The following is a 15,719-nucleotide window of genomic DNA, read 5'->3' as shown; positions in this document are numbered from 1 at the left end:
CCACCGGGGCACCCCGGGCGCCGGTCGCGCCGGCACCGAGCGTCAGAGCGAGGCTCCGTGCATCCGCGCGTACGTCCCGCCGGCCGCGACGAGGTCGGCGTGCGTGCCCACCTCGACGACACGGCCGTACTCCATCACGACGATGCGGTCCGCACCCTGGATCGTGGTGAGCCGGTGGGCGACGACGAACGTGGTGCGACCGTGCATGAGTCGGCCGAGGGCCTGCTGCACGAGGCGCTCAGAGGTGTTGTCGAGCGCGGAGGTCGCCTCGTCGAGCACCAGCACCCGGGGGTCGCGGACCAGCGCGCGCGCGATCGCGAGCCGCTGCCGCTGCCCGCCGGAGAGTCGTCCGCCCCGCTGCCCGATGACGGCGTCGAGCCCGCCCATCTCCTCGACGAAGTCCCAGGCGTTCGCGTCGACCAGGGCGGCGCGTACGGCGTCGTCGTCGAGGTCGTCGGAGCCGTACGTGACGTTGTCGCGGATCGAGCCCTCGAAGAGCACCGACTCCTGAGGGACGACGGCGAGGAACTTGCGGTACGAGCGCAGGTCGATGGCCGACATGTCGTGCCCGTCGACGGTCACGCGGCCGTGCTGGGGCTGGAGGAATCCGATCACGATGTTCAGCACGGTGGACTTGCCGGACCCGGACGACCCGACCAGCGCGACGGTCTCGCCGGGGCGGGCCACGAGGTCGAGGTGGTCGACGGCGGGGGCGGCGGTCTCGCCGGGGCCGGCTGCGTCGTCGTAGGTGAACGTGACGTCGTGGAACTCGACCGTCCCGTCCACGTGGTCGAGCGTCGGCTTGCCGGCGTTCTCCTCGACGTCGTACTCCTCGAGCACCTCGCCCATCGAACGGATCGACTCCAGGCCCTTGGCGATGATCGGTGCGAGGGTCATCAGCTGCGTGACCGACCCGGTGAGGGTGACGAAGTAGGTCGAGAGCATGACGACGTCGCCGGCGGTGACGTCGAACGTCCCGGTCCACGCCACCCAGGCGGCACCGACGAGGCACGCGACGGAGAGGAGCTGCAGGATCACCCACGCGATCGTCCCGAACCGGCCGTTGACGAGGTCGAGCCGAAGGCCTGCCTCACGGACGCGGCCGAGCGTCGTGTCCATGCGGTTGATCTCGCGGTCCTCGAGGGCGTGGGCGCGCGTGATCGGGATCAGGTGCGCCATCTCGGACACGCGCGCGGACATCGACTCGACCTCGCCGCGGAACTGGGCGTTGCGTGCCGCCATCCGCTTGCGCATGGCCATGACGAGCCAGGCCGCGAGCGGCACGGTGAGCGCGAAGATCGGCAGGAACTCCGGCACCTTGAGCCCGGTGAGGACGAGTGCGCCGGCGAGCGTCGTGATCGCTGCCATGCCGGAGTCGAACGTGGTGCGGGAGGCCTCGACCACGTTCTCGACGTCGCGCACGATCTTGGTCTGCAGCACCCCGGCGCTCGTGCGGCGGTGGTAGCCGATGGACAGCTCCTGGAGCCGGCGCGTCAGCGCCATGCGCAGTGTGGTCTCGACGCTGCGCACCGCCCGCGAGAGCGTGCGGATGTACAGCAGCGAGAGCGGGTAGTTCTGCAGGACGACGACGGCCATCACGGCCGCGATCAGCCACAGCTCGGAGAGGGGCCGGTGCTGCACGACGATGTCGATGACGGTGGCCGTCAGCGCGGGGATCAGCCAGACGGGGGAGTGCTTGATCGCGAAGACGACCGCGGCCCCGACGAGGCGTGCGCGCTGGGGGCGGTACAGGTGCGCGACAGTGCGCAGGGGGTGCGTGCCGTCATAGGCGTCGAGGGGGTCCACGGATCCATCCTGCCGGGGTTTGCGCCGCGGGTCGAATCGATTCGTGTCAGCGTTGACGTGAGCGGGTCCGTCCGACGTCGGAGAAGGTCGCCCGGGAGGCTAGAAGCGCGGCCCGTCCTCGTCGTGGAGGAGGTTCCGCAGCGGCCGCATCACGACGTCCACGCGCTCGACCAGGTCGGTCGGTCCGGTGACGAGCAGCGCCCGTTCGCCGACCTGCACGTACTGCGCGGTGATGCCGCGCGTCGTGATCCGCGCACCGGGCCCCACGCCGTCGACGACCGTGGGCGACGTGTCGATCCCCGCCCGCTCGACGTCGTCGAGCACGGCCCTCATCGCGCTGCGGTAGTCCTGGTATGCGTCCGCGAAGTCGTCGGAGCCGGCCGTGCCGCCGGGCTCTGTCGGCGGACGCACGTCGGTGTGCAGCGGCGCGGCGATCGCCGTCGTCAGCGCGGCGCGCAGGAGGTCCGGCAGCACCTCGTCGGTGACGGGGTGGCGCAGCGTCTCGACGCCGAACGGCTCCGCCTCGAAGGTCTCGTACCCGCGGCAGAACCGTTCCGCGGCAGGGTCGATCTCGTCGTCGGTCGAGTCGTCGACGACCGCGAGCGACTCCTCGCGCAGGTCCATCCCCCACAGGAGCGGGTCGGCGACCTCGCCCACCAGGCCGCTCATCTGGGCGAACCGCTCGGCGACCTGCTCCCAGGGCTCGCCGGTCTCGTTGGTCTCGCCGTCGTCCATCGCGTTCTCCAACCGGTCGCCGTGGTACTCCGAGACTGCCCCCGTGCGCTCGCGAGGTCAACGGCAACCGCGCGTGTCGGCGCCGGGCCGCTCGAAGCTGTTCTCTCTATCTGACGCAGACAGCCGATGTGTCATGATGGGTGGCGTGGCGACGAAACCCGCACGACGGCGCACAGCCGGGTGGATCCCGGACCAGCACGGGGCCTGGGCGATGCTCGCCGTACCCCTGGTCGTCGGCGTCGTGCTCTCCGGGTTCGCGTGGACGCACCTGCTCCTCGCGCTGACCTGGTTCCTCGGGTACTTCGCGTTCTTCGCGATCGGTCGCTGGGTCAAGTCGCACCTCAAGAGCCGGTTCCTGCCGCCCGCGCGCGCCTACACCCTGGCCGTGCTGCCCCTGGGGGTTGCCCTTGTCGCGCTCGTGCCCGCGCTCGCCTGGTGGGTTCCCGTCTACCTCCCGCTCGTCGCGGTCAGCCTCTGGTGCTCGTACCGCCGCAAGGACCGCTCGGTCCTGAACGACGGCGTGACCATCCTCGCGGCCTGCCTCATGATCCCGGTCTCGTTCGTCGTCGCGGACGTGGGGCGCGTCGCCGAACCCCCGTACCTCCTCGGCGCCGGGCAGGTCTGGGCGATCTTCGCCGTCGTGCTCGCCTACTTCCTCGGGACCGTCCCGTACGTCAAGAGCATGATCCGACGGCGCGGGGAGCCTGCCTACCGGCGCGCCTCGGTCTTCTTCCACGTCGGCGTCGGCGTGGTCGCCTGCACCGCCCTGGCGCTTGCCGGACTCGCCGTGTGGCCGGCCGCCGTGGTGCTCCTCGTCGCCGCGGTGCGGGCCGACGTCGTCCCCCGGTTCACGACGGCGAGCCCCGCGCAGCTGGGCGTCGGCGAGCTTGCGATGAGCCTGGCCGTGACCGTCGTCGCGATCTGGCTGCCCGCCGCACCGATGCTCTGAACGGCCGCCGCGACGTCGGATCGGTATGCCGCTGGCGAACATCGGCATACCGAGGGGGTGCGGGCCGTTGTGCCCCTATACAGTCGTTGCGGTCAGGCCTGATCAGCACTCAGGTGTAAGCCGCTCGTGAGGGAGCAGCCATGTTCGAGAGATTCACGGACCGAGCCCGTCGGGTCGTCGTCCTCGCCCAAGAAGAGGCGCGGATGCTGAACCACAACTACATCGGCACGGAGCACATTCTGCTCGGCCTGATCCACGAGGGAGAGGGAGTCGCCGCCAAGGCGCTCGAGTCCCTCGACATCTCGCTCGACGGCGTGCGCTCGCAGGTCACCGAGATCATCGGCGAGGGACAGCAGGCCCCCAGCGGCCACATCCCGTTCACGCCGCGCGCCAAGAAGGTGCTGGAGCTCTCGCTGCGCGAGGCCCTGCAGCTCGGCCACAACTACATCGGCACCGAGCACATCCTGCTCGGCCTCATCCGTGAGGGCGAGGGTGTCGCCGCGCAGGTGCTGACCAAGATGGGCGCCGACCTGAACAAGGTCCGCCAGCAGGTCATCCAGCTGCTCTCGGGCTACCAGGGCAAGGAGCCTGCCGTCGCCGCAGGCGGCCCGCAGGAGGGGCAGCCCTCCGGGTCCGCGGTGCTCGACCAGTTCGGCCGCAACCTCACCCAGGCCGCGCGCGAGTCGAAGCTCGACCCGGTCGTCGGTCGCTCGCTCGAGATCGAGCGCGTCATGCAGGTCCTGTCGCGCCGCACCAAGAACAACCCCGTCCTCATCGGCGAGCCCGGCGTCGGCAAGACCGCCGTCGTCGAGGGCCTCGCCCAGGACATCGTCCGCGGCGACGTCCCGGAGACGCTGAAGGACAAGCAGCTCTACACGCTCGACCTCGGCTCGCTCGTCGCCGGGTCCCGCTACCGCGGTGACTTCGAGGAGCGGCTCAAGAAGGTCCTCAAGGAGATCCGCACCCGCGGCGACATCATCCTGTTCATCGACGAGATCCACACCCTCGTCGGAGCAGGGGCCGCCGAGGGCGCTATCGACGCCGCCTCGATCCTCAAGCCGATGCTCGCCCGCGGTGAGCTCCAGACGATCGGTGCGACCACCCTCGAGGAGTACCGCAAGCACATCGAGAAGGACGCCGCGCTCGAGCGCCGCTTCCAGCCGATCCAGGTCAACGAGCCGACGCTGCCGCACACCATCGAGATCCTCAAGGGTCTGCGCGACCGCTACGAGGCGCACCACCGTGTCTCGATCACCGACGCGGCGCTCGTGGCCGCCGCGACGCTCGCCGACCGGTACATCAACGACCGGTTCCTGCCCGACAAGGCGATCGACCTCGTCGACGAGGCGGGCGCGCGTCTGCGCATCCGTCGCATGACGGCGCCGCCGGAGCTCAAGGAGCTCGACGACCGCATCGCCGACGCGCGTCGTGACAAGGAGTCCGCGATCGACGAGCAGGACTTCGAGCGTGCCGCGGGCCTCCGCGACACCGAGAAGCAGCTGACCGCAGAGCGTGCCGACAAGGAGAAGGCCTGGAAGGCCGGCGACCTCGACACGATCTCCGAGGTCGACGAAGAGCTCATCGCCGAGGTGCTCGCGATGTCGACCGGCATCCCCGTCGTCAAGCTCACCGAGGAGGAGTCCTCGCGCCTGCTCCACATGGAGGACGAGCTGCACAAGCGCGTCGTCGGGCAGGAGGCCGCCATCAAGGGGCTCTCGCAGGCGATCCGCCGTACCCGCGCAGGCCTGAAGGACCCGAAGCGTCCGGGTGGGTCGTTCATCTTCGCCGGCCCGACCGGCGTCGGGAAGACGGAACTCGCAAAGGCCCTCGCCGAGTTCCTCTTCGACGACGAGGACGCTCTCATCCAGCTCGACATGTCCGAGTTCTCGGAGAAGCACACGGTCTCGCGGCTCTTCGGCTCGCCCCCCGGCTACGTCGGCTACGACGAGGGTGGCCAGCTCACCGAGAAGGTGCGCCGCCGTCCGTTCTCCGTGGTCCTCTTCGACGAGGTGGAGAAGGCGCACGCCGACATCTTCAACTCGCTGCTGCAGATCCTCGAGGACGGTCGACTCACCGACTCCCAGGGCCGTGTCGTCGACTTCAAGAACACGGTCATCATCATGACGACCAACCTCGGCACGCGGGACATCGCCAAGGGCGTCCAGACCGGCTTCAACGCCGGCGGCGACCTCTCGACGTCCTACGACCGGATGAAGTCGAAGGTGAACGAGGAGCTCAAGCAGCACTTCCGCCCCGAGTTCCTCAACCGTGTCGACGACGTGGTGGTCTTCCCGCAGCTCACGCAGCCCGAGATCGTCGAGATCGTCGACCTGATGGTCGCCAAGCTCGACAAGCGTCTGCAGGACAAGGACATGGGCATCGAGCTCACGCCCGCCGCCAAGACGCTGCTCGCCGAGAAGGGCTATGACCCGGTGCTCGGTGCCCGACCGCTGCGTCGTGCGCTCCAGCGGGACATCGAGGACGTGCTGTCCGAGAAGATCCTGTTCTCGGAGCTCAAGGCCGGCGAGGTCGTGATCGTCGACGCCGAGGGCGAGGGTCTGCTCGGAGAGTTCACCTTCCGCGGCATCCCGAAGTCCGACCACGAGTCTGGCCCGATCTCGGTCGGCGCGGCCGCCGCTCTCGACGCCCCCACGGGCGTGTCGACGAGCGACCTGCCGCCGACCGGCGAGATGGAAGCCGGCGCCTGACCGGTCCCGCACGACCCGGGGCCCTCGGGCGCCCACGACGACGGCCCCGTTCCTCCTCACGGAGGGGCGGGGCCGTCGTCGTCGGTGAGCGGAGTCGTCGGCCGCTCGCGGGAGATCGCGGTGCCGTCGGTCATCTGTGTGCGGCTGCGGTCCGCCAGCGGGGTGCGGCCACCGTCCGTCAGCGGCCACCGTCCGTCAGCGGCCTGCGGTCCGCCACCGGGTGCGGCCGCGCTTCGCCTCCCCGGTGCCGAGCGCCTGCGGTGCGTCTGCCGTGCGTCTGCCGCTGCCGAGGGGCACGTTCTGGTCGTCACGGCAGCGTCGTGACGACCAGAACGTGCCCCTCGGCGCTGCTGGGCGCTGCTTGGTGCCGGTCCGTGCTGCTCGGTGCGGGTCACGGTCACGGTCACGGTCGCGGTGCGGCCGTCGCGAGCGCCGAGCGCACCATCGCGACCACCCGGTCGGGGTGTCGGAGCTGATGCCGGTCGACGACGAGCACGGTCCACCCCGCGAGCCTGAGCCGGTTGAGCCGGTCGCGGTCGCGCCGGATCCGCTCCGGGGTGTCGTGGTGCGCCCCGTCGTACTCGACGGCCACCCGGAGCTCGGGCCAGCCGAGATCGACACGCGCGACGAACGATCCGCGGTGGGTGACGACGACCTGCGTCTGCGGACGGGGAAGCCCGGCGAGCACCAGGAGCACGCGCAGGCGCGACTCCCGGGGCGACTCTGACCCGGGGTCGACGAGGTCGAGGGCCTGACGCAGCATCCGGATTCCTCGCGCGCCGGGACGGGTCGCAGCCAGCGCCCGGGTCGCAGAGACAGCTGCGGGATCGACGCGCGCCAACATGTCGAGAGCGGCGACGGCGCGAGGAACCGGGAGGAGACGTCCGACGTCGAACGCCGTCCGGGCTGGTGACGTCGTGCGGCCGAACGCGGTCCGGACGATCTCCCTCGGCGCGAGCGACGCCCGGCTGACCTCGATCTCCGCGCGTCGGCGGACCCGTCTCGCCAGGGTCATCTGCGCCGGAGACGAGACCTCGGCGAGGTCGATGCCGTGTGCCCAGAGCGCGCTGAGCCCGGAGACGACCGCGTCCTCGCCGAGTGCGGCACGCGCGGCGCGGATCCGCGTGCCGTGGTCGAGCGGACTGCCGGCCGCGACGTAGATCCCCCGCGTCAGCGTCGTGAAGGCAGGGCCGCGCAGGTGTCCGGGCGTCGTGTGGTCGAGCGCGTCGCGCCGACTCCTGGGATGCAGCCGGAGTGCGTGCGGGACCGGGCGCGGTGGGTGAGCCATCGCACCAGGGTCGCGGGTTCCCCACCAGCCGACGGGCATGGAGTCGATCTGTGGACGGCGGGCTCCGATTTGCAGCGTGGACCCGGGCCCGTGGACGGCGCGGTCCGCAGTGCTGCCGAGTGGCACGTTGTTGTCGCGATGGATCCGCCGAAGCGACCAGAACGTGCCGCTCGGCAGACAGCGGCGGAGCTAGGAAGAGAGGAGCGCGCGAAGGTCGGCCTCGGCCCGCGTCGGGGTGCACGGCCGGCAGCCCAGCGCGGTCCACTCGCGCACCAGACGCGGTTCGTCGCGCATCAGGCCCCAGCCGCGGCGCACCAGCGTCAACGGTGGCTTGCGGCGCTCGCCGAGGTCCCGCAGGAGGCGGAACCAGGCGGTGACGACGGCGGGTCGGGCCAAACAGATCGCATCCGCCAGCACGCCCTCGGAGCACAGACGGTCGACGATGTGCGCAGCGAAGATCCCTTCGGCGAGCACGAGCGGCGCCTCGCTGACGTCCAACCGGGTCGTTCCGGTACGGCGCGAGCTCGGGATGTCGTAGATCGGAATGTCGGCCTCGCCAGTTGTGCACAGCTCGACGAGCGCCGCCACGGCCGCGTCGGCGTCCCAGCTCTGCGGGTCGTCCCAGTCCACGATCCCGAACCGCTTCGGCATGTCCGGATGGTCCTGGTCCCGGTAGAACTCGTCGAGCTCGACGACGGGGATGCCGAGGCGACGCGTCAGAGACGTCTTGCCCGACCCGGAGGCACCCGTCATCAGGACGACGCGTGCACGAGGACGGCGGACGTGCTCGGGGAGGTCGAAGAGCGTCTCGACGGGCTCGACGGGCGTCTCGTCGGGACCGGTCGGTGTGGTCGACATCGCGCGGCCTACCGAAAGCGCTGGACCGCGCGCGGCGCGGCCTCGGCCAGGTCGCGCACGGCCGGGTGCTCGGGTGCGGCGAGGATGTCGCGCATCGACCCCGACGCCACGAACGTCCCGTCGGCCAGGACGTGCACGGTGGGGCAGAGACGCTCGACGAGCTCGAGGTCGTGGGTGGCGAGGAGCACGGCGATCCCGTCGTCCTCGACCACGGAGCTGAGCAGACGTGCGATCTCGCCGCGCATGGCCGGGTCGACCGCCGACAGGGGTTCGTCGAGCACGAGGATCTCCGGGCGGGTGGCCAGCGCGAGTGCGAGGGCGAGCCGTTGCTGCTCGCCGCCGGAGAGCGTCGAGATGGGCCGGGAGTCGTGCTGGGGCCCGAGCAGGACGAGGTCCATGAGGTCCTCGACGGTCGTGGAGCTGGAGCGGCCGGTCCGCCGCGCCGTGGTCAGCGCACGCGTGAGTTCCCGGGACGCGGTGGAGCGCCGGTCGGCCACCGGGATGCCGTTCTGGGAGACGCGGCGCACCGCGGCACCGAACTGCTTCTTCCTGCTCCCGCGCAGGCGGTGCACGGTGGATCCGCCCCACGTGACCGTCCCGCCGCGGGGCTTCGTGAGTCCGAGCATCGCGAAGAGGAGGCTCGACTTCCCGGACCCCATCGGCCCGATCAGCCCGACGGGTGACTGCCCGGGGGTGAGGTCGAGCGAGACACCGCGGACGACGTCGGACGACTCACCGGCCCACAGGTCGCGGGCGCTGAGCGTGGTCTGGGGGTGGGGCATGCGGCGTCTTCCCTCGGGGTCGGTGCAAGCGGTAGGTCAAACGGTACCCAGGAATCCTGAGAGGTGGTCGCCGGTCGCTCGCGGACGTGAGCAGCACGGCGCCGGACGTCGGTGCTCGCGTACCGTGCGGGCATGAGCACCAGCCACGGACCCGACGAGTCCCGTTCGCGCGAGGCAGCCGCGGCCAAGGAGGAACGGGCCGGGCGCGCCGGCCTGTCGTTCGTCGGCGAGTGGCTGCTCGTCGCGCTCCTGACGTTCATCGGCAGCCTCCTGCTGGTGACGTTCCCCGCGGCGCTCGCGGCGGGCGTCGCGCACCTCCGCCGGCACGTGACGGGCCGCGACACGCGCCTGGCACTGTACTGGCGGGACCTCGGCCGGAGCCTGCGGGTGCTGTGGCCCGCGGGTCTGGTGCTGCCGGCTCTGGTGGTCGTCGTGAACCTGAACCTCCTGATGGCACGGTCGGGCTCCCTGCCGGGCGCGGGCGCCGTGGTGGTGGCGACGCTGGTCCTCGCCCTCGGGGTCGCCGTCGTCGTGGTCCGCTCCGCGGCGGCGTGGTCGCGCACGACGGGCCTGCGGCGCGAGCCGTCGCCCCGCTTCGCCGAGCTCTCCCGTCTCGCCTGGGACCGCACCGTCGCGGACTGGTCGGGCTCGCTCCTGGTCGCGCTCGCCGTCGTCGGCTGCATCGGTCTGGTCTACGCCTACCGGCCGCTGGTCGTGCTCGTCGGTGCCGTGCTCGCGGTCGTGCTCCTCGGTGTGGAGGCGCGGCGCGCACGTCGGGGGATCTAGCGGACGATCACCACGTGCAGGGTCCGGGGTCCGTGCACTCCCTCGACGCGGCTGAGCTCGATGTCGCTGGTCGCGCTCGGCCCGGAGATCCAGGTGATCGGGCGTGCAGGGTGGGGTGCGAGCATCCGGATCGCCTCGGGCAAAAGATGGACCACCTGGTCGGCCCGCAGCACGCAGACGTGCACGTCCGGCACGAGGGTGATCGCCCGGCGTCCCTGGTCGGGCTCTCCGTCCAGCACGATCGTCCCGGTGTCGGCGCAGGCCACGCGGGCGGCGGTCACGACGGCGCCCGCCGTGTCGAGCGTGGCGACGTCGAGGGATTCCTCGCGAGAGTCTTCGAGCACCTCCGGCACCCAGTCGGCCCGCCAGGCAGCGTCGAGACCGGTGGGCACGACGACGGTCCCCGCGTCGGCGATCAACGCAGCGACGGTCTCGGCGACGGTCGGGGTCGTCGCGTGGTGGACGGTCGCGCGGTAGTCCACGAGGCGGTCGACGAGAAGGTCGACGACGTCGTCGGACCCCGGCGCGAGATCGCCCGTGACCCGGTACTCGCGGGGGACGGGTACGTCGAGCTCGTCAGCCCCCAACGCCTCGCGGACCCTCCCGAGGATCTGCGTCCGTGCGTCGCTCATGCGTTCTCCTCCGCTGCGCCGTCTCCGTCGTTCCCGTCGTGCTCGTCCGCCCACCAGTCCCGGAAGCTCTGCCGCGGTGGCGCGGGAAGGTCGCGCGATGCCGTCCACGCCGACATCGGCGGCGGGAGCGTGCCGACGTACCCCTTGCGGCCTGCCAGCACGCGCAGCGCCGCGGTGCCCTTCTCTGCCCGGCCGAGCCGTGCGCCGTCGGACATCACCCAGCTCGCGGCCTTCATCGCACCGTCCCACCCGGTCGGCACCGTGCGCTCGCGGCGGGAGTCGACGTCGCGGGCCCGCAGGTGCACGAGCAGGGACGGGATGTCGATCTTGACGGGGCACGCGTCGAAGCAGGCGCCGCACAGCGTCGAGGCGTAGGGCAGGGAGGCGTTGACGTCGCCGTACGGCGCGTCCTCGGTCCCGGCGCCGGTCAGGAGCGGTGTCAGCACCGCGCCGATCGGGCCCGGGTAGACCGAGCCGTAGGCGTGCCCGCCGACCCGCTCGTAGACGGGGCAGACGTTCAGGCATGCCGAGCAGCGGATGCAGTGCAGCGCCGCGCGGCCCACGTCGTCGGCGAGGGCGCGGGTGCGCCCGTTGTCGAGCAGGATCAGGTGAAAGTCCTGCGGGCCGTCGCCCGGCGTCACGCCGGTCCACAGCGACGTGTACGGGTTCATCCGCTCGCCCGTGGACGAGCGGGGCAGCAGCTGGCCGAAGACCTCGAGGTCCGTGAACGTCGGCACGACCTTCTCGATCCCCATCACGGTCACGAGCGTCTCGGGCAGCGTCAGGCACATCCGGCCGTTGCCCTCGGACTCGACGACGGTCAGCGTCCCCGAGTCGGCGACCCCGAAGTTCGCGCCCGAGACGGCCATCCGCGCCGAGAGGAACTTGCGTCGCAGATGTACCCGCGCGGCCTCCGCGAGCTCGCGGGGAGCGTCGCCAAGGTCGTCGGGCGCGTCCTCCATGCGGGCCAGGAACAACCGGCGGATCTCCTCGCGGTTGCGATGGATGGCGGGGACGAGGATGTGCGAGGGCATGTCCTCGGAGAGCTGCACGATCAGCTCGGCGAGGTCCGTCTCGACGGCCGCGATCCCCGCCTCGGCGAGCGCCTCGTTGAGGCCGATCTCCTGCGTGGCCATGGACTTGACCTTGACGATCTCGTCGACGGCCCGCTCGCGGGCGATCCGGGTGACGATCGCGTTCGCCTCGTCGGCGTCCCGGGCCCAGTGGACGGTGCCGCCGCGGGCGGTGACGTTCTCCTCGAGCTGGACGAGCAGCTCCGGCAGCCGGGCCATCACGTCGCCCTTGACGGCCGATCCGGTGTCGCGCAGGGCCTCCCAGTCCGGGACCTCGCCGACGACGCTCGCGCGCTTCTCCCGGATGGTCGACGTCGCGTGGCCCAGGTTGCGGCGCATCTGCGCGTCGTCGAGCGCGCGCCGGGCGGCGACGGGGAAGGGGTCGCCCCAGCGCAGGGGGTCGTCGGCGTGCGGGACCGGGCCGAGCGGCCCCTCGTCGGGCGTGCTGGACCGGTGGCGGGGGAGTCCGAGGAACGTGCTCATCGCGGCCCTCCGACCGGGCGGGTGCGGGTCCGGGGGGCGTCCGACAGGGGGGTCGGGCGTTCGCGCGTCGAGGCGAGCACCTCCGCGAGGTGCAGCGTCGTCGTGGCCGAGCCTCGTCGGGACAGCCCGCCGCCGATGTGCAGGAGGCACGAGCGGTCGCCGGCCACGAGGACGTCGGCGGCGGTCGAGTCGACGGCGTCGCACTTGTCGTCGAGCATCGCGGACGACGTCGGGGCGTTCTTCAGTGCGAACGTCCCCCCGAACCCGCAGCAGCCGTCCGCCTGCGGGAGGTCGACGAGGTCGATCCCCTCGACGGCGCGGAGCAGCGTCTCGGGCCGGTCTCCGACGCGCAGCATCCGCAGCGAGTGACAGGTCGGGTGGTAGGTGACGCGGTGGGGAAAGTACGCGCCGACGTCGGTGACGCCGAGGACGTCGACGAGGAGCTCGGAGAGCTCGTAGGTCCGGGCGGAGACGGACTCGGCGCGCGTCGCCAGGTCCTCGTCCCCCGCACGGCGGGCCACCATCGCCTGCTGGTGCCGGATCGAGCCGGTGCACGAGCCGGACGGGACGACGACGGCGTCCCAGGCCCCGGTCAGCACCGGGTCGAACGTCTGGACGTGGTTGCGGACGACGGGGAGTGCCTCGTCCATGTAGCCGGTGTTGACGTGCATCTGCCCGCAGCACGCCTGGCTCTCGGGGAAGACGACGGTGTGGCCGAGCCTCTCGAGGAGTCGGACGGTGGCGCGGGGTGCGCCGGGGAACATGGCGTCGGCGACGCAGGTCGCGAACAGGGCGATGCGCATGCGGCTCCTTGCATAGCGATGCGGCCCAAGCTCGCCAGCGTCGACATCTGCTTGACCTCATGCCTGCGTCGCTTGACACGTCACGGCTGAAAGAGGAGGCGATGATCACGACCGCGTTGACAGCACCAGGGGCGCGGGATACTCTCCAAGCCTAACGCTGAATCGATTCATAAGCGACTCGGCGCCGTTCAAGGAGGAGCGCATATGCCGGATCTCTCCGCTGTGGCTGAGCAGCTCGCGAGCCAAGAGATCGAACTGCCGTCGTGGGCATTTGGGAACGCAGGCACTCGCTTCCGTGTATTCGAGACGCCTGGTGTCCCTCGTGATCCCTTCGAGAAGATCTCCGATGCCGCGCAGGTGCACCGGATGACGGGACTCACGCCCTCCGTTGCTCTACACATCCCCTGGGACAAGGTCGACGACTATGGCGAACTCGCGGCACATGCCACCGAAAACGGTCTCCGGCTCGGAACGATTAACTCGAACACTTTCCAGGACGCGGACTACAAGTTCGGCAGCTTGACGCACTCAGATCCGCGCATCCGCCAAAAGGCAATTGATCATCACCTCGAGTGCATCGAAATCATGGACGCGACGGGCTCACAGGACCTGAAGATCTGGCTCGCCGACGGAACGAACTACCCCGGACAAGATGACATGCGTGCCCGCCAGGACAGGCTCGCGGAATCCCTGTCGTCTATCTATGCCCGGCTGGGCGAGTCGCAGCGCATGGTTCTTGAGTACAAGTTCTTCGAACCTTCCTTTTACCACATGGACGTGCCGGACTGGGGTACAAGCCTCATTCAGGTACAGGAGCTCGGTGACCGAGCCCTTGTCTGTCTTGACACAGGACACCACGCACCCGGCACGAATATCGAGTTCATCGTGATGCAACTCTTGCGAGCAGGGAAACTAGGCTCTTTCGACTTCAACTCGCGGTTCTACGCAGACGACGACTTGATAGTTGGGGCAGCTGATCCGTTCCAACTCTTTCGGATAATTGCCGAGGTTGTCCGGGGAGGTGGATTTGGGTCAGCGTCTTCCGTGGCATTCATGCTCGATGAATGCCACAACATCGAGAACAAGATCGAGGGCCAGATCCGCAGTGTGCTCAACGTCCAAGAAATGACGGCACGTGTACTTCTGATCGATCAATGCGCGCTCGCGGAAGCGCGGTCCGCAGGCGATGTTCTCCGAGCGAACGAGGTGTACATGGACGCATATGCAACCGACGTGCGTGAGGCGCTCTTTGCGTGGCGAGAGAGTAGGGGGCTCCCAGGAAACCCGATGGCCGCGCACCGAGAGAGTGGCTACGACACGCGGAACGTTGAAACTAGACAAGGCGGGCGCCAAGCGAGCTGGGGCGCGTAAGCAGCTTGCCGAACCGATCGGTTTCGATCGGTGCAGTGCAGAAGGCACACGATGGTGTGGCCTGAAACTACAGTGAGGATGGATTTGATGACGAATCTCAACCGACGGAGCAAGAAGCAGGTAATCGCAGCCGTCACTGTTGCTGCCCTGAGTGTGGGCGCGCTCGCGGGATGCTCAAACTCAGGTGCTGACGACGCTGACGCCTCTGAGGACACCAGTGCCAACAAAACCGTTGATTGGTGGACCTGGAACCCAGACCAGGCAGTTGTTGGTGATTGGGTGGACCTCTTCAACAAAGAGCACCCCGATATCACCATCAACTACCGCTATATTGCGTTCGACGACTATGCGAATGCGCTGAGACTCGCGATCACGACACCTTCGGGCCCAGATGTCTTTGGCTTAAACTATGGACCAATGGCGGACCAGTTCGGGTCTGCGGCCATTGACCTCGCACCGCTTGCCGAAGAGAATATTGGGGCCGACTGGCAGGACCAGTTGCTCGGTGAAGACCAGCTGCGAGTCGACGACAAGCAGGTGGCTCTTCCCTGGATGGTTACTGGCGGTGGAACCCTCTGGTACAACCAGACCGTATTCGACGAGGCGGGCGCTACGTACCCGACGAACCTCGACGAATGGAAGAAGACCTGCGAGAAGATTGAGGCGATCGACAAGACCTGCTTCACGCAGGGTGCAAAGTCCTCAGACTTCAACCGTGATATTTATGTGGCGATCATGAATCAGATCAGTCCCGGAATTGTCTGGGACGCCGCAGCCGGCGAAGTCCCGTTTGACTCGCCAGAGTTCATCGAGGGCTTCGAGGCCTGGAAGTCGCTATTTGACGAGGGAATTATTGAGGACGGTGCATTCGGACTCGCGCAGTACCCGGATGCATACGACGAGTTCAATAGAGGCGAGGCAGGAATGATCGCCCTAGGCACCTGGAACAACAGCAACATGACGAAGGCTGCACGAGACGGAAACGTTGAGACCTACGGTGATGTGGCCAATGACCAGGTATTCACCTCTGGCGCGTTCCCGACGGTAGTAGACAGCCCGATGGCGACAGACATACTGCGTGTCGGGCCGGATATTGCCTGGGCGATCTCTGAAGAGTCGGATGCGAAAGAAGCTGCTTGGACCTTTATTGACTGGCTGACGACTAGCGATGCCGCTCAAGACAAGATCGGATCGACATTGCAGACTCCTGCACTCGTCTCGGCGGAGATCGACCGTAGCGATCTCGTCGATCCAGAACTTCAGAACCCCGCACTCGACTCGCAGGCGACCGCGATGGCCGATGAGTCCGGATCGGGGAGCTTCCCGAACGCGGACATCGAGAACGCGCTCTACCAGGCACTCGCCAGTACAGCCACGGAAGGCCTGAGCGCGGAGGATGCCGCCAAGTCGGTCCAAGCAGCCATCGACGCGTCATAGTTAGAAAG

At 69.2% G+C, this 15,719-nt stretch carries 14 protein-coding genes; 5 read left to right on the top strand and 9 right to left on the bottom strand.

The window, feature by feature from the left end; all coding sequences use genetic code 11:
* Positions 1-42: 42 nt before the first annotated feature.
* Both BLU20_RS12910 and BLU20_RS12905 read right to left on the bottom strand, forming a co-directional pair.
* Positions 43-1,806, bottom strand: coding sequence for an ABC transporter ATP-binding protein (locus BLU20_RS12910; RefSeq protein ID WP_083372769.1), 1,764 nt, complete (start codon positions 1,804-1,806; stop codon positions 43-45).
* A 99-nt stretch (positions 1,807-1,905) separates the two neighbouring features.
* Entirely contained in the window at positions 1,906-2,541 is a 636-nt protein-coding gene (locus BLU20_RS12905) for a hypothetical protein (RefSeq protein WP_083372768.1), read from the bottom strand.
* A 145-nt stretch (positions 2,542-2,686) separates the two neighbouring features.
* On the opposite strand from BLU20_RS12905, the gene BLU20_RS12900 reads away from it, so the two are divergent.
* Together BLU20_RS12900 and BLU20_RS12895 are read left to right on the top strand one after the other, a co-directional pair.
* Positions 2,687-3,490 carry a YwiC-like family protein gene (locus tag BLU20_RS12900; RefSeq protein ID WP_172829078.1) on the top strand — a complete coding sequence of 268 codons (804 nt, stop codon included), beginning with the start codon at positions 2,687-2,689 and terminating at the stop codon, positions 3,488-3,490.
* 140 nt (positions 3,491-3,630) lie between these two features.
* Positions 3,631-6,198: an ATP-dependent Clp protease ATP-binding subunit gene (locus BLU20_RS12895; protein ID WP_029252045.1), complete on the top strand. Its 2,568-nt coding sequence runs from the start codon at positions 3,631-3,633 to the stop codon at positions 6,196-6,198.
* A gap of 56 nt (positions 6,199-6,254) precedes the next feature.
* Here BLU20_RS12895 and BLU20_RS13825 read toward each other — a convergent pair whose 3' ends face one another.
* The 4 genes from BLU20_RS13825 to BLU20_RS12880 form a co-directional block, all read right to left on the bottom strand.
* Positions 6,255-6,509 carry a hypothetical protein gene (locus tag BLU20_RS13825; RefSeq protein ID WP_157270491.1) on the bottom strand — a complete coding sequence of 85 codons (255 nt, stop codon included), beginning with the start codon at positions 6,507-6,509 and terminating at the stop codon, positions 6,255-6,257.
* Between the two features lie 92 nt (positions 6,510-6,601).
* A complete protein-coding gene (locus BLU20_RS12890) occupies positions 6,602-7,486 on the bottom strand; it encodes a DUF559 domain-containing protein (protein ID WP_172829077.1) in 885 nt (294 codons plus the stop codon).
* A 189-nt stretch (positions 7,487-7,675) separates the two neighbouring features.
* Complete coding sequence (locus BLU20_RS12885) at positions 7,676-8,344, bottom strand: uridine kinase family protein (protein ID WP_083372765.1); 669 nt, start codon at positions 8,342-8,344, stop codon at positions 7,676-7,678.
* Positions 8,345-8,352: 8 nt separating this feature from the next.
* Positions 8,353-9,126, bottom strand: a complete 774-nt coding sequence (locus tag BLU20_RS12880; RefSeq protein ID WP_083372764.1) for an ABC transporter ATP-binding protein — start codon at positions 9,124-9,126, stop codon at positions 8,353-8,355.
* A gap of 132 nt (positions 9,127-9,258) precedes the next feature.
* On the opposite strand from BLU20_RS12880, the gene BLU20_RS12875 reads away from it, so the two are divergent.
* Positions 9,259-9,912, top strand: coding sequence for a Poxvirus protein I5 (locus BLU20_RS12875; RefSeq protein ID WP_157270489.1), 654 nt, complete (start codon positions 9,259-9,261; stop codon positions 9,910-9,912).
* Here BLU20_RS12875 and BLU20_RS12870 read toward each other — a convergent pair.
* Genes BLU20_RS12870 through BLU20_RS12860 form a run of 3 tightly spaced genes read right to left on the bottom strand, consistent with a single transcriptional unit; the run spans position 9,909 to position 12,903 of the window.
* Positions 9,909-10,544, bottom strand: coding sequence for a LutC/YkgG family protein (locus BLU20_RS12870; protein ID WP_083372762.1), 636 nt, complete (start codon positions 10,542-10,544; stop codon positions 9,909-9,911). The genes BLU20_RS12875 and BLU20_RS12870 overlap by 4 nt on opposite strands.
* Entirely contained in the window at positions 10,541-12,100 is a 1,560-nt protein-coding gene (locus BLU20_RS12865) for a lactate utilization protein B (protein WP_083372761.1), read from the bottom strand. The genes BLU20_RS12870 and BLU20_RS12865 overlap by 4 nt, the downstream gene beginning before the upstream one ends.
* Entirely contained in the window at positions 12,097-12,903 is an 807-nt protein-coding gene (locus tag BLU20_RS12860) for a (Fe-S)-binding protein (RefSeq protein ID WP_083372760.1), read from the bottom strand. Before BLU20_RS12860 ends, BLU20_RS12865 begins: the two co-directional genes overlap by 4 nt.
* A gap of 204 nt (positions 12,904-13,107) precedes the next feature.
* On the opposite strand from BLU20_RS12860, the gene rhaI reads away from it, so the two are divergent.
* The gene (gene rhaI, locus BLU20_RS12855; RefSeq protein ID WP_083372759.1) at positions 13,108-14,274 is read left to right on the top strand and encodes an L-rhamnose isomerase; all 1,167 of its coding nucleotides are present in this window, start codon (positions 13,108-13,110) and stop codon (positions 14,272-14,274) included.
* 87 nt (positions 14,275-14,361) lie between these two features.
* Positions 14,362-15,711, top strand: a complete 1,350-nt coding sequence (locus tag BLU20_RS12850; protein WP_172829076.1) for an ABC transporter substrate-binding protein — start codon at positions 14,362-14,364, stop codon at positions 15,709-15,711.
* Positions 15,712-15,719 lie beyond the last annotated feature (8 nt).

The sequence above is a fragment of the Paraoerskovia marina genome, assembly GCF_900105445.1.
In the GTDB taxonomy this organism is placed as follows: Bacteria; Actinomycetota; Actinomycetes; order Actinomycetales; family Cellulomonadaceae; genus Paraoerskovia; species Paraoerskovia marina.
Note: the sequence above shows the minus strand (reverse complement) of the source record. Positions and strands in the feature narration are given on the sequence as shown.

Bases quoted from the DNA above. Each gene is read 5' to 3' on its own strand.
- BLU20_RS12905 (WP_083372768.1), bottom strand. From the start codon at position 2,541: ATGGACGACGGCGAGACCAACGAGACCGGCGAGCCCTGGGAGCAGGTC.
- BLU20_RS12895 (WP_029252045.1), top strand. From the start codon at position 3,631: ATGTTCGAGAGATTCACGGACCGAGCCCGTCGGGTCGTCGTCCTCGCC.
- BLU20_RS12890 (WP_172829077.1), bottom strand. From the start codon at position 7,486: ATGGCTCACCCACCGCGCCCGGTCCCGCACGCACTCCGGCTGCATCCC.
- BLU20_RS12885 (WP_083372765.1), bottom strand. From the start codon at position 8,344: ATGTCGACCACACCGACCGGTCCCGACGAGACGCCCGTCGAGCCCGTC.
- BLU20_RS12880 (WP_083372764.1), bottom strand. From the start codon at position 9,126: ATGCCCCACCCCCAGACCACGCTCAGCGCCCGCGACCTGTGGGCCGGT.
- BLU20_RS12875 (WP_157270489.1), top strand. From the start codon at position 9,259: ATGAGCACCAGCCACGGACCCGACGAGTCCCGTTCGCGCGAGGCAGCC.
- BLU20_RS12870 (WP_083372762.1), bottom strand. From the start codon at position 10,544: ATGAGCGACGCACGGACGCAGATCCTCGGGAGGGTCCGCGAGGCGTTG.
- BLU20_RS12865 (WP_083372761.1), bottom strand. From the start codon at position 12,100: ATGAGCACGTTCCTCGGACTCCCCCGCCACCGGTCCAGCACGCCCGAC.
- BLU20_RS12860 (WP_083372760.1), bottom strand. From the start codon at position 12,903: ATGCGCATCGCCCTGTTCGCGACCTGCGTCGCCGACGCCATGTTCCCC.
- rhaI (WP_083372759.1), top strand. From the start codon at position 13,108: ATGCCGGATCTCTCCGCTGTGGCTGAGCAGCTCGCGAGCCAAGAGATC.
- BLU20_RS12850 (WP_172829076.1), top strand. From the start codon at position 14,362: ATGACGAATCTCAACCGACGGAGCAAGAAGCAGGTAATCGCAGCCGTC.